13 protein-coding genes are annotated in these 13,373 nt (G+C 65.9%); 3 read left to right on the top strand and 10 right to left on the bottom strand.

Going from position 1 to position 13,373, the window contains the following annotated elements; genetic code table 11:
* Positions 1–11: 11 nt before the first annotated feature.
* From ASE50_RS03915 to rimP, 8 genes are all read right to left on the bottom strand, one after another.
* Entirely contained in the window at positions 12–968 is a 957-nt protein-coding gene (locus tag ASE50_RS03915) for a tRNA pseudouridine synthase B (protein ID WP_056395859.1), read from the bottom strand.
* Entirely contained in the window at positions 968–1,543 is a 576-nt protein-coding gene (locus ASE50_RS03920) for a thymidine kinase (RefSeq protein ID WP_056395862.1), read from the bottom strand. The genes ASE50_RS03915 and ASE50_RS03920 overlap by 1 nt, the downstream gene beginning before the upstream one ends.
* A complete protein-coding gene (gene rbfA / locus ASE50_RS03925; protein WP_056395865.1) occupies positions 1,544–1,957 on the bottom strand; it encodes a 30S ribosome-binding factor RbfA in 414 nt (137 codons plus the stop codon).
* Positions 1,958–1,960: 3 nt separating this feature from the next.
* On the bottom strand, positions 1,961–2,494 hold the full coding sequence (locus ASE50_RS03930) for a hypothetical protein (RefSeq protein ID WP_056395867.1): 534 nt from the start codon (positions 2,492–2,494) through the stop codon (positions 1,961–1,963).
* A gap of 68 nt (positions 2,495–2,562) precedes the next feature.
* Positions 2,563–5,424, bottom strand: coding sequence for a translation initiation factor IF-2 (gene infB, locus ASE50_RS03935; protein ID WP_056395870.1), 2,862 nt, complete (start codon positions 5,422–5,424; stop codon positions 2,563–2,565).
* Positions 5,425–5,428: 4 nt separating this feature from the next.
* Entirely contained in the window at positions 5,429–6,220 is a 792-nt protein-coding gene (locus ASE50_RS03940) for a DUF448 domain-containing protein (protein WP_082438779.1), read from the bottom strand.
* Positions 6,165–7,787 (bottom strand): transcription termination factor NusA, encoded by a 1,623-nt coding sequence (nusA, locus tag ASE50_RS03945; RefSeq protein ID WP_056395876.1) that lies wholly within the window; start codon positions 7,785–7,787, stop codon positions 6,165–6,167. Before nusA ends, ASE50_RS03940 begins: the two co-directional genes overlap by 56 nt.
* 1 nt (position 7,788) lies before the next feature.
* The gene (gene rimP, locus ASE50_RS03950; protein WP_056395879.1) at positions 7,789–8,349 is read right to left on the bottom strand and encodes a ribosome maturation protein RimP; all 561 of its coding nucleotides are present in this window, start codon (positions 8,347–8,349) and stop codon (positions 7,789–7,791) included.
* 185 nt (positions 8,350–8,534) lie between these two features.
* Here rimP and ASE50_RS03955 point away from each other — a divergent pair, with 185 nt between their 5' ends.
* Positions 8,535–9,701, top strand: coding sequence for a PQQ-dependent sugar dehydrogenase (locus tag ASE50_RS03955; protein WP_056395881.1), 1,167 nt, complete (start codon positions 8,535–8,537; stop codon positions 9,699–9,701).
* 14 nt (positions 9,702–9,715) lie between these two features.
* On the opposite strand, the gene ASE50_RS03960 is transcribed toward ASE50_RS03955, so the two are convergent.
* Complete coding sequence (locus ASE50_RS03960; protein WP_056395883.1) at positions 9,716–10,132, bottom strand: DUF1810 domain-containing protein; 417 nt, start codon at positions 10,130–10,132, stop codon at positions 9,716–9,718.
* Positions 10,133–10,328: 196 nt separating this feature from the next.
* On the opposite strand from ASE50_RS03960, the gene ASE50_RS03965 reads away from it, so the two are divergent.
* Complete coding sequence (locus ASE50_RS03965) at positions 10,329–10,871, top strand: hypothetical protein (RefSeq protein ID WP_156347290.1); 543 nt, start codon at positions 10,329–10,331, stop codon at positions 10,869–10,871.
* 19 nt (positions 10,872–10,890) lie between these two features.
* On the opposite strand, the gene ubiG is transcribed toward ASE50_RS03965, so the two are convergent.
* On the bottom strand, positions 10,891–11,631 hold the full coding sequence (ubiG, locus tag ASE50_RS03970) for a bifunctional 2-polyprenyl-6-hydroxyphenol methylase/3-demethylubiquinol 3-O-methyltransferase UbiG (RefSeq protein ID WP_235512146.1): 741 nt from the start codon (positions 11,629–11,631) through the stop codon (positions 10,891–10,893).
* Positions 11,632–11,710: 79 nt separating this feature from the next.
* Between ubiG and ASE50_RS03975 the strand changes: the two genes are divergently transcribed.
* Positions 11,711–12,958, top strand: a complete 1,248-nt coding sequence (locus ASE50_RS03975; RefSeq protein ID WP_056396075.1) for an aspartate kinase — start codon at positions 11,711–11,713, stop codon at positions 12,956–12,958.
* Positions 12,959–13,373: the final 415 nt, after the last annotated feature.

Consider the following 13,373-nt stretch of genomic DNA (forward strand, 5'->3'; position numbering starts at 1 on the left):
CGTCGTCCTTTCTATTCGAGGTTGAAGCCGCGCACGACACGGGTTTCCCCGTCGAGTGTCTCGACCAGCGCCACCGGCACATCGTCCAGTGTCGCGAAGCCCAGACCGTCGTCCGCTGCAAACCCGATCAGTCGAAGCCCCTTGCGGAGCCGCCCTGCCTGATCGGGGTTCAGGGACAGAGCCGGGATGTCGTCCAGCCCCGCCCCCAGTGGCAGGAGCGTTTCTTCAAGCGCGTGGCCCTTACCCAATTCCGCCAGTTTGTCCAGCGAAATGGCCGATTCGAGGGTGAACGGGCCGGCTTTGGTGCGGCGGAGCATTCTGACATGGCCGACCGTGCCGAGCGCCAGCGCGATATCGCGCGCGAGGGAGCGGATGTAGGTACCCTTGGAAACGAAGGCAGAGAGGGTGATTTCCTGCAACTCCTCCCCGGCACGGGGAGGGGGACCATCCGTAGGATGGTGGAGGGGGGTGTCCGCGTCCACAACGGTTGCGTTGCGTGGTAGGCCCCCTCCACCAGCTTCGCTGGTCCCCCTTTGTCCGCCGGGTCGTCCGCTGCGGCACGGCGGTTCATTGATCGTACAGCCCCTTTCCCCTAAGGGCGCCGAATAGGCGGGCGGGACCTGCTCGATCGGCCCGGTAAACCGCGCCAGCACCGATTCGATGTCGGCAAGCGTCGGTCGAACCGGCGACTCGGCAATGACCTTACCCTCCAGATCGAGCGTATCGGTCTGCGCGCCGAAGCGAATCGTAAAATCATAGCGTTTCGACGCATCGAGCATTCGCCCGGCGAGCTTCGTCGCTTCGCCGATCGCGACCGGCAGCACGCCGGTCGCCAGCGGATCGAGCGTCCCGCCATGGCCGACCTTGTGCTTTCCATAGCCGCCGTCGCGCAGTGCGCGCTTCACTGCCGAGACGATCTGCGTCGATCCGGGGCCGAGCGGTTTGTCGATGATGATCCAGCCGTGCATCAGCGCATCGCCTCACAGAAGTGGCGGCGGCAGAGCGCAACATAGCGATCGTTGCCGCCGATCTCGGTCTGTTGCCCGTCGCGGACGGCGCGGCCTTGCGCATCGACGCGCAGGTTCATCGTCGCCTTCCGGCCGCAGGTGCAAACCGATTTGAGTTCGATCAGCGCATCCGCGATCGCCAGCAGTCGGGCCGAACCGGGGAAGAGGCTTCCCCGAAAATCGGTGCGCAGGCCATAGGCAAGGACGGGTACGCCGAGGTCGTCGGCAACCTTCGCCAGTTGGTCGACCTGATCCGCCGACAGGAACTGCGCTTCGTCCACCAACACGCAGCCGACGGCGTGCTGCCGATGCTGCGCAGCGACGCTTTCGAGCAGATCGGTGTCCGCGTCGAACGGCGTCGCCGGCGCAGACAGGCCGATGCGCGACCCAATCGTCCCGGTGCCTTCGCGGGTGTCGATCGCGGCGGTGAACAGCAACGTGGTCAGCCCGCGCTCGCGATAATTGAAATCGGCTTGCAGCAGCGTCGTCGATTTGCCCGCGTTCATCGACGCATAATAGAAATACAGCTTGGCCACTCAGTCCTCGGCCCCGCCCTCGCTATCGTCGCTTTCCAGATCGCGCGCGACCTTGGGATCGCGCAGCAACTGTTCGATGCGAGTGCCTTCGTCGAAACTTTCGTCGATCAGGAATTTGAGCTTGGCGGCGTATTTCAGGTTCACCCGCCGTGCGACCTCCGACTGGAGATAGGCGGTGTTGGTGCGCAGCGCCTTGAGCACCAGCTCCTCGTCCTTGCCAAGCAGCGGCTTCACGAAAACCGTCGCATGGCGCAGGTCGGGCGACATGCGGACTTCGGTGACCGACACCAGATGCTTTTCGAGCACCGGGTCATGCACATCGCCGCGTGCAAGGATTTCGGACAGGATATGGCGGACCTGTTCGCCAACGCGCAGCAGGCGGACGGAGCGGGTTTCGGGCGTGGTTTCTGACATGACTCAACCGAATTGACAGTGGAACCAATGACTGTCGAGTCGCTGGCACCAGATGGTGGAATTGCCGAAGACGTTTCGAATGTCGGCGGCGACCGGTCCGCCGTTCCAACCGCGCGCGGTGGCCATGCGGTCGGTGGGATCGTAAACGATGCCGGCCCGGTTTCCCGACACGCCGTTCACGGTTCGAAACACCATGCGCGGACCGGAACGCACAACATCGGCGACACCCTTCGGTATGGGACCACCGGCAAGCGCCCGATCGAACGAACCTTGTTCAGACCGCAGCCGCCACCAAGATGGCGCGACGTGCGACCAGTACAGCGCGTGGTTCGCACAAAACGCAGCAAAGGGCAGGGCGATGAGCGGGAGGAAGGCCGGCAACGACGCCGGCAATCCCGTCGCGCGCAGCTGCCAGCTTCGTACCAGTCCGTCGATCCACAGCGCCAGCCAGCACAGCGCCAGCAGCGCCGTGACGACCGGTATCGCCCAATAGGACAGCAGGTTGGCGACAAACAACACCGCCGCCCCGCCGGTCACCCATGCCGTGGCAAGGCGCAGCCGGGGCCGTAGGGTGGCGGCAAGGGTTGCCCCTTGCCGCCCGTCAATCACAGCGTGCGATCGCGCAGTTCGACTTCGTAGGTTTCAAGATAGTCGCCCGCCTTGATGTCGGTGAAGTTCTGCGTGAACGTGACACCGCATTCGAGGCCCGCGCGCACTTCGGGAACATCGTCCTTGAAGCGACGCAGCGACGCGATTTCACCCTGGTAGATGATGACGTCGTTGCGCGTGATGCGTGCCTTGAGCGCCTTGCGGATGATCCCTTCGACCACAAGCAGACCGGCGGCCCGACCATGTTTGCCCGCCGAGAAGACTTCGCGGATTTCGGCACGGCCGACGACGGTTTCGAACGCTTCCGGACCCAGCGTACCCGCCATGCCCGCACGAATATCGTCGGTCAGCGTATAGATGACGTCGTAATATTTGAACGCCACCTTGTTCCGTTCGGCGATTTCGCGCGCCTTGGCATTGGGACGGGTATTGAAGCCGATGATCGGCGCACCCGATGCCGCCGCCAGCGTCACGTCGCTCTCGGTGATGCCGCCGACGCCCGAATGCAGGATGCGCACACGGATATCGTCGGTCGAGATCTTGTTGAGCGCCCCGACAATGGCTTCGACCGAACCCTGGGTATCGGCCTTGACCACCAGCGGATATTCGATCGCCTGCTTCGACTTGAGCGCCGAGAACATGCTCTCGAGGCTTGCCGGTGCCTGGGTCGTGCGCTTCTGGAGCAGCACGCTCTGGCGATATTCGGCGACCTCGCGGGCACGCGCCTCGCTCTCGACGACCTGCAGCGGATCCCCCGCCATCGGCACGCCCGACAGGCCCAGCACCTCGACCGGGGTCGACGGGCCAGCTTCCTTCACCTGACGTCCCTTGTCGTCGATCAGCGCACGGACCTTGCCGCTTTCCGCACCGACAACGAACACGTCACCGACGCGCAGGGTGCCACGACGGACCAGCACGGTCGCAACCGGACCGCGACCCTTGTCGAGCTTTGCCTCGATCACGCTGGCTTCGGCCGGGCGATCGGGGTTGGCCTGCAGTTCGAGCAGTTCGGCCTGGAGCTGAATCTTCTCGATCAGTTGTTCAAGGCCGGTCTTCTTCAATGCCGAGACTTCGACGTCCTGGGTTTCGCCGCCCATTTCCTCGACCTGCACGTCATGTTCGAGCAGGCGTTCGCGGATACGCTGCGGGTTCGCCTCGTGCTTGTCGACCTTGTTGATCGCGACGATCATCGGCTTGCCAGCGGCACGCGTGTGATGGATCGCCTCGATCGTCTGCGGCATCAGCCCGTCGTCCGCCGCAACCGCCAGGATGACGATGTCGGTCACGTCGGCACCGCGTGCGCGCATCTCGCTGAACGCTTCGTGGCCCGGCGTATCGAGGAAGGTGATCCGCGACTTGTCCTTCATCGTCACCTGATAGGCGCCGATATGCTGGGTGATGCCGCCGGCCTCGCCGCGGACCACGTCGGTGCCGCGCAGTGCGTCGAGCAACGACGTCTTGCCGTGATCGACGTGACCCATGATCGTGACGACCGGCGGACGCGGACGCAGCGATTCGACCGCATCCTCGACTGTGTCGAGCGCGAGGTCGATGTCCGAATCACTGACGCGAACGATGTTGTGGCCGAATTCGGTCACCAGCAGTTCGGCGGTGTCCTGATCGATCGTCTGCGTCATCGTGACGGGCGAACCCATCTTAAACAGCATCTTGACCAAATCCGCACCCTTTTCGGCCATGCGGTTGGCGAGTTCCTGCACAGTGATGGTTTCGGGAACCTGCACGTCGCGGACCTGCTTGATCTGCGGCTCGCGCGGGCCACCAAAGCCACGCTTTTCCTTCTCGCGCGCACGCTTCAGCGCCGCGAGGCTACGCGAGCGCGCACCATCGTCGCCCAGAGCGCGCGTGACGGTTAGCTTGCCCGACTGGCGGCGATCGTCGCCCTTGCGGTCACGCGACGGCGCGGGACGCGCCGGTTCGTTGCGACGGGGGGTCGCCTGACCCGAGCCCGACGGACCGGGACGCGCAGGTTGACCGCCAGCCGCCGGACGGGCGGCAGGCGTCGCTGCCGCAGCGGCAACCGGCGCGGGGGCCGGCTCGGGCTTGGGCTGCGGCTTGGGGATTTCGGGACGCTGCACCGGGGTGAAGCGACGCGGCGCCGGCCGGTTGGGGTCGGCGGTGAGGACGATCGGCTGCGGTGCCGGTGCCGGCGCAGCGGCTGGACGCGGCGCAGGACGTGCCGGTGCAGGCTTGGCCGCAACCGGCGCGGGTGCTGGCGTCGGCTTGGGCGCAGGCGTCTCCGCGACCGGTTCCGGCGCCGGCTCCGCTACGGGCGCAGGTGCTGCCTCGACCGGGGCCGGAGCAGGCGTCGGCTCGGGAGCCGGCGTCGGTTCCGGGGCGGGTTCGGCAACCGGCGCGGGCGTCGGTTCCGGCGCGGGTGCCGGGGTCGGTTCCGGAGCAGGCGTCGGATCGGCGGCGGCACGCGCCTTTTCCTCGACACGGGCACGCTCGGCCTCGACGGCCTCGCGGGCGAGGCGCTCGTCGCGACGACGATGTTCCTCGGCCGCGTTCATACGTGCCTCTTCGGCCTCGCGCAGCAGCTTGGCCTGCAACTCGTGACGCGACAGACCGGCATTGCTGGCCGCCGGACGCGGGGCAGGGGCCGCCGGCGCGGGGGCCGGACGCTGCTGTGCGGGCGTCGCTTCGGGTGCGGCCTGTTCGACCGGCTGCTGTTCTTCGCCGGGACGGCCAAGCACACGGCGGCGCTTCACCTCCACGACCACCGTATTGGAGCGGCCATGGCTGAAGCTCTGCTTCACCTTGCCGGTTTCCACGGTGCGCTTGAGGCCGAGCGGCGCGCGTGTGCCCAGCTTCGGCTTGTCGTTGTCGATGTCGCTCATCCGGTTACTCAGGTTCCTGCTTCAATTGGTCGACGCCAATGTGACCGACAACGTCCGTGCCGGAAAATTGCGCCGTCGATGCGCCCTGCGAAGATGTTTCGCAAGCCGTAGGGATAGGTTCGGGTCCGATAAAGTGCAGCCAGCGGGACAGCGCGTCATTGGCCCGCTGTGCCGCCCGTGCGTCGGTCAGGCCGACATGTACCACATTTTCGCGCCCAAGCGCCAATGACAATATGGTGCGTGGGACCGGCAATGCCAATCCCTTGCGACCCGATCCTTCTTCGTCGCTGCCGACGCGCCATGCCTGCGCCAGTTTGCCGGCACCATCGGGCGCGGCGTCGGACGCATGGTACAGAGCGTACAGCTTGCCGCTGCGTGCCGCCTTGTCGATCGCGGTGCCGCCGACGACGACGAACCCCGACTTGGCCTCCAGTCCCAGCCGGTCGAGCGCATGACGCCGCAGCGCATCCTCGATCAACTGCGGAAGATCGGCGGGGATCGTCAGCGTCGCGCCCTTGAACGCACGCGCCAACGCCCCCTTCAACTTCCCCTTGGCCATCGCCGTTTCCAGCTCGGCCCGGGTCACCCCGATCCACGCACCACGGCCGGGAGCCTTGGCGCGGACATCGGGAAGTACGTTACCGTCGGGGGAGAGGGCGAGTCGCACCAGCCCGTCACGCAAACCGTGTTCGCGTGACAGGATGCAGCTGCGCTCGGGGCTGTCGGTTAGCCGCGCGGTGTCATTGTTCGGATTCCGCAACTGCGTCCTCCGACTCTTCGACCGCGACGTCCTCATCGGCGAACCAATGGGCGCGGGCGGCCATGATGATCTCGTTACCCTGTTCGTCGGTCAGGCCATATTCGGCGAGAATGCCGCCCTTGGGCGCTTCGCGCTTCGGTGCATCGTCGCCGCGACGACGCGGTTCCGCCTTCTTCTTTTCGACCAGTTCGTCGGTGGCGAGGTCGGCGAGGTCGTCGAGCGTCTTGATGCCCGCCTTGCCCAGCGTCACCAGCATCGCTTCGGTCAGATAGGGCAGCTCGGCCAGCGCATCCTCGACACCAAGCGCAGTGCGCTCTTCGCGGGCGGCCTGTTCGCGGCGTTCGAGTGCTTCCTGCGCACGGCTTTGCAGCTCCTGCGCAAGGTCTTCGTCGAAGCCTTCGATGCCCGCCAGTTCCTCGATCTCGACATAGGCGACTTCTTCCAGCTCGCCGAACCCTTCGGCGACCAGCAGCTGTGCCAGCGTCTCGTCGACGTCGAGTTCCTTCTCGAACATGCCCGAGCGTTCGATGAATTCCTTCTGACGCTTTTCCGACGCATCGGCTTCGGTCAGGATGTCGATCGCCTTGCCGGTCAACTGGCTGGCGAGGCGGACATTCTGGCCGCGACGGCCGATGGCGAGCGACAGCTGATCGTCGGGAACGACGACTTCGATGCGGTCCTCTTCCTCGTCGAGCACGACGCGCGCGACATTGGCCGGCTGCAACGCGTTGACGACGAAGGTCGCGGTGTCGGGCGACCACGGGATGATGTCGATCTTTTCGCCCTGCATTTCCTGCACGACGGCCTGCACGCGGCTGCCCTTCATGCCGACGCACGCGCCGACCGGATCGATCGAGCCGTCATGCGAAATGACGCCGATCTTGGCGCGCGACCCCGGATCGCGGGCAGCGGCCTTGATCTCGATGATGCCGTCGTAGATTTCGGGCACTTCCTGTGCGAACAGCTTCTTCATGAAGTCGGGATGCGCGCGGCTGAGGAAGATTTGCGGCCCGCGGTTCTCGCGGCGCACGTTCAGGATCAGCGAGCGGACGCGGTCGCCGACACGGACCGCTTCTCGCGGAATCTGCTGGTCGCGGCGGATGACGCCTTCGGCGCGACCCAGATCGACGACGACATGGCCGAATTCGACGCGCTTGACGACGCCGGTGATGATCTCACCCTGCCGATCCTTGAATTCCTCGAACTGGCGTTCGCGCTCGGCGTCGCGGACTTTTTGCAGGATGACCTGCTTCGATGCTTGCGCCTGAATGCGGCCGAATTCGATCGGGGGCAGCGGGTCGACGATATAGTCGCCGATCGCCGCACCCTTTTGCAGCTTCTGCGCGTCCTTCTCGCCGATCTGCTTGAAATGGTCGTCGACCAGCTCGGTGACTTCTAGCACGCGCCACAGGCGAAGGTCGCCGGTGTTCGGATCGAGCTTGGCGCGGATGTCGTTTTCCGACCCGTAGCGCGTCTTGGCGGCGCGCTGGATCGCGTCTTCCATCGCCTCGATCACGATGGCCTTGTCGATCATCTTTTCCGATGCGACCGCATTCGCGATCGCGATCAGTTCCGCCCGGTTGGCGGTGACGGCGGTGGCCATGTCAGTTCTGTCCTTCTGCGTCAGCCGGTTCGTCGTCGGCCGGTTCGTCTTCATACTCGTCGGCACCCGCGGTCGAAAGCGGCGCGGTCGCCTTCAGCAGGGCATCGGTAATGACCAGTTTCGCATCGATGATCGCGGCGAAGGGGACGGTCATCGGCTTGTGCTTGCGCACGTCGACAGTGACCTGATCGCCTTCGGTTCCCATCAGGATCCCCGTCAACTGCTTGCGACTGTCGATCGGGGCATCGAGCGTCACGCGCGCCTCGAACCCCTTCCAGTCGTCATAATCGGCAAGGCGCGTCAGCGGCCGGTCGATACCGGGCGACGACACCTCCAGACGATACGCCTCCTCGATCGGATCGTTCTCGTCCATCAGGTCGGAAATGCGACGCGACAGTTCGGCGCAGTCGTCGATGGTCAGCTGCCGCGTGTCGGGCCGTTCGGCCATGACCTGCAACGTCGGGTCCGACTTGCCACCGATCATCTTCACCCGCACGAGCGCAAAGCCCAGTGCCTGTGCTTCCGGTTCGATCAATCGCGTCAGTTCGGCGATATCCGCCATGCCGTCTCCATCAGCTACGCCGCTTCGCCGCCGGTCCCTGCTGGAACCGGCCTCGGCACGTTGGCGATGTCGAGGAAGCAACGTCCCTATATGTAAAATTGCATGTCTCGGCAAGGGGCACCGGATCGTGCCCGCCGGCACCGCGTTGCCAACGGCAACAATGTTGTTTCGAGAGGATTCCGCCGATGCCGTCATTCCGTTCGCTGATTCCCGCCGCCGCATTGCTGGCGGCGTGCAACGCCGGCAGCGACGTGGACGCGGCCCCCGCCATCGTCGCCCCGGCCCCGAGCGCCACCACGACTCCGGCCCCCGCACCCGGCCCGACCACCGGCGGCCTGCCGTTCGCAGCGCGGGAAGTGGCGACGTTCAACGCGCCATGGGCGATGACCTTCCTGCCCGACGGGCGGATGCTGGTGACCGAAAAGGGCGGCACGCTGCTGCTGGTCAGCACCGATGGGAGCCAGCGCACCACCGCCGCGACCATCCCGGTCGATTCGGCGGGGCAGGGCGGGCTGATGGACGTGGTGCTCGCCCCCGATTTCGCCAACAGCCGCCGGGTGTATCTCAGCTATTCGGTGGCCGGGGACGGCGGCAAGGGCGTCGTGCTGGCGCGCGGGGTGCTCGACGGCAACCGGCTGACCGGCATGACCGAATTGTTCCGCGCGACACCGTTCGTCAGTGGCGACGGCCATTATTCGGGCCGGATCGCGTTCGCCCCCGATGGGCAGCACCTGTTCTTCACCAATGGCGAGCGGCAGAAATTCGATCCAGCGCAGGACCCCAAGGCGACGCTGGGCAAGGTGCTGCGCCTGACGCTCGACGGACAACCGGCGGGCGATCCGGGGCTGACCGCGAACGGCTTCCATCCCGCGGTCTGGTCGTACGGGCACCGCAATCTGCTCGGCATCGCGTTCGATGCGCAGGGCAAATTGTGGGAACAGGAAATGGGACCGAAAGGCGGCGACGAGGTCAATCTGATCGTCGCCGGGCGCAATTACGGATATCCGCTGGTGTCGGAGGGCGATCATTATGACGGCCGTCCGATCCCGCGCCACAGCACCCGCCCCGATCTGGAAGCGCCGAAGGTCGCGTGGAACCCGGTGATCTCGCCGGGCGGGCTGATCGTCTATTCGGGCAAGCTGTTCCCGCAATATGCCGGCGACCTGTTCATCGGCGGTCTGTCGAGCGAGGCGCTGGTCCGGGTCGATGTGAACGGCACCAGCGCCGCCAAGGGCGACCAGTGGCCGATGAACGCCCGTATCCGCGAAGTCGAGGAGGGGCAGGACGGCGCGATCTGGGTCTTGCAGGACGGGGCCAATGCCAAGCTGCTGAAACTGACCCCGCGCGGTTGATACCCCGCGGCCGATTACAGGCGGGCGAGCGTGGCCGGATCACGCTCGCCGCCGTAGAAGCCGTCGAGGATCGCGGCGAAGACCGGTTCGCCGCCATCCGCTGCCGCGTCGAACAGCGTCATCGACGAGCGCAGCTTGATCGCGTCGATCGGGCCGAGGATGTGGGCGATGTCGTGACCGCGATGCGCGAGCAAGGCCTCGCTCGATTCGCGCAGTCGTTCACCGAGCAAGGGATGCGCCAGATAGGCGCGGGCTTCTGCCAGATCGCGAATCGCGAAATGCCGTGCGGTGGTGCTGTGGCCGAGGCCGGCGATCTGCGGAAACACGAACCATATCCAGTGGCTGCGCTTCGCACCGGCGCGAAGCTCGGCGAGCGCATCGGCATAGCTGTCGCGTTGCGAGGTGGTGAAGCGGTGCAGGTCGTCGTCCATCACCGCAAGATGGGAAGAGCGATCCCGACAGCCAATGCCGAGGGTCTGTTGCGAACCGCGCGAAAGGGCGAGTTTCGAGCCGGTGCCGCAACGCGCCTAACCGTGCGTTTCCGGACAGACCCTGACAACGTTTACCGTTGAACGGTCGACCACGATTCGCCTAGCATCCTCGCTCCAACATTCCTTGGGAGGGGATATGCATAAAAGCTGGATGGCAGCCGCGCTGGTTGCCGTGGTCGCCGCGCCGTCGACCGCGCAGACCGCCGAAGATTTTGCCGCAAAGGTCATCAACGCGCCGATGCCGGGCAGCCTGCAGGTCTATGGCATTCCGAAGCCGCCGCTGACGCGCAGCAAGGATGTCGATGGCGGCAAGGTGCTGAAGCTGTCGATTCCGGGTGCCGACAAGAATCCGTGGAACATCCAGCTCCAGTCGCCGACGACCGCGCCGGTGGCGAAGGGCGACCGCCTCGTCCTCGCCTTCCACGTCCGTGCGACGGGGATGCCGGCGGGGACCAAGGCGAAGATCGCCAGTGCGGGCATTCAGCTGAACAAGGAACCCTATACCACCATCGTCGGCGGGCCGATCGAAGCGGGTGAGGCGTTCGAGTTCCAGCAGGTAGCGGGCAAGGCCGATCGCGACTATGCGGCGGGCGAATTGATGGCGTCGCTGCAACTGGCGACCGGCAAGCAGACGTTCGAATTCGGGCCGCTGTTCATCATCAACCTCGACAAGAAGTGATGCGGGTGGCGACGCGGACCTAGCCCCGCGTCGCCGTCAGGAAATAGTCGAGCGAAACGTCGTCGGACAGTTTGAAGCCGTGCGTCGCCGAGAAGGCGAGGCCGGTCGGCGGCGATACGGTCATGCCCCCGGCGCGCAGGTGCGCCGTCAGTTCGTCGGGGGTCAGGAACCGGTCCCAGTCATGGGTGCCGCGCGGGATCAGGCCGATCCCTTCGCCGACCGAGATCATCGCTAGGCGCGAGAGCGGGGTGCGGTTGGGCGTCGACACGACCAGCAGCCCGCCCGGTGCCACCGCCTGTGTCAGCGCATGGACGAAGGCGGCGGGATCGGCGACATGCTCGATCACTTCGAGCGAGGTGACGAGGTCGAACCGGCGGCCGACGACGGCTTCGACACCGCCCGACAGATAGTCGATCGACAGGCCGCTCATCGCTGCATGGGCACGGGCCGCGCCGATATTTTCGGGCGCGGCATCGACGCCGGTGACCTGGCCGCCGAGCCGCGCGAGCGGTTCGGCGAGCAACCCCGCGCCACAGCCGACGTCGAGCACCGTCTTGCCCGCCAGCGGGGTGAAGCCGACGCCATCGCCGCCCCAATGCGAATCGATCGCGGTGCGCAGGAACGCGAGGCGTACCGGGTTCAGCCGGTGGAGCATCGCCGAGCTGCCGTGCGGGTTCCACCAGTCGGCGGCCATCTCCCCGAAATGGGCGGCTTCGCGCGCGACGACGCTTGATTGCGTGCCCAAGGCTTTTTCGGACATAAAGATTGCTTCGCTTGCGTTCGTCATGGCGCTCTCCTATCAGCCGCCGCCATTCCCCCCAAGGATGAATGGCAAACGCATGGCGCGGATCGTGATGAAGTTCGGTGGCACCTCGATGGCGGGGATCGAACGCATTCGCAACGTCGCCGAGCGCGTGAAGCGCGAGGTCGAATCGGGCAATCAGGTCGCGGTGGTCGTGTCGGCGATGGCCGGCGATACCGACCGGCTGGTCGGCTTTTGTCGCGAGGCATCGGCGCTGTACGACCCGCGCGAATATGATGCGGTGGTGTCGTCGGGCGAACAGGTGACCAGCGGGCTGCTGGCGATCGCGTTGCAGGCGATCGGCGTGCCGGCGCGCTCGTGGCTGGGCTGGCAATTGCCGATCCGCACCAGCGACGCCCATGCGACCGCGCGGATCGAATCGATCGACACGACCGCGCTCGACGAATCGCTGGCGCGCGGCGAAGTGGCGGTGATCCCCGGATTTCAGGGCGTGACCGACGACCGGCGCATCACCACGCTGGGCCGCGGCGGGTCGGACACGTCGGCGGTGGCGATGGCGGCGGCGATGCAGGCCGATCGCTGCGACATCTACACCGATGTCGACGGCGTCTATACCACCGACCCGCGCATCGTCCCGCGCGCGCGCAAGCTGGCGCGGGTGACGTACGAGGAAATGCTCGAACTCGCATCGGTCGGGGCAAAGGTGCTCCAGACCCGATCGGTCGGGCTGGCGATGAAGGAACAGGTCCGCGTCCGCGTGCTGTCGTCGTTCGACGATACGCGCGACGAGGACGGATATCGTGGAACGCTGATCGTCGGCGAAGAGGAAGTGACGGACATGGAACGGCAGCTCATCACCGGCATCGCGCACGACAAGAACGAGGCGAAGATCACTCTGGTCGCCGTGCCCGACCGTCCGGGTTCGGTCGGATCGATCTTTGCCCCGCTGGCGGCGGCCGGCATCAATGTCGACATGATCGTGCAGAATATCGCGCATTCGGCGGGGTCGACCGACGTGACCTTCACCGTGCCCGCCGCCGAACTGGCCCGCGCGCTCGACACGCTGGACAAGGCGAGCGGCGATATCGGTTTCGCCAAGCTGCTCCACGACACGCGGGTCGCCAAGATCTCGATCGTCGGCGTCGGCATGCGCAGCCATGCGGGTGTGGCGTCGACCATGTTCCAGACGCTGGGCGACCGCGGCATCAACATCCAGGCGATCACCACGTCGGAGATCAAGGTCAGCGTGCTGATCGAGGAGGATTATACTGAACTGGCGGTGCGGGTGCTGCACACGGCCTATGGGCTGGACGCCGAGGGGTAACGCTCCGTCCCGGCGAGCGGGCCGGAAGTTGACGAAGTTGACGGGACGTCGGGGTTGCGCAGCGGCCCCGGCGTTTTGTTTTTCGTGGTTGGTCAGGGGGTTGGTGGCTTGTCGGGGCGGCAGGGCTGCGTGGAAGTTGACACGGGGGCACTTGCAACCGTCGGTTTGTCACCCCGGACTTGAGCAAGACCACTGCGAAAGTACCTAGTCCGGTCCCCTGCCGCACCCCCGCGCAGGCGGGGGGGCCAGGGTTCCAGGCGCAAGCCGTTATTCTGCCTGGCTCTGGACCCCCGCCTACGCGGGGGTACGGTGCGTTTTCGGCGAAGCTTGCGACTTTCGCAGCGTTCTCGACTTGACCCGCGGTCCCTTGCGATGTGGGGGATCAAGGCCTGGCGGAAGGCGAAGGCTTACGAAG

It is taken from the genome of Sphingomonas sp. Leaf5 (assembly GCF_001421155.1).
Classification (GTDB): domain Bacteria; phylum Pseudomonadota; class Alphaproteobacteria; order Sphingomonadales; family Sphingomonadaceae; genus Sphingomonas.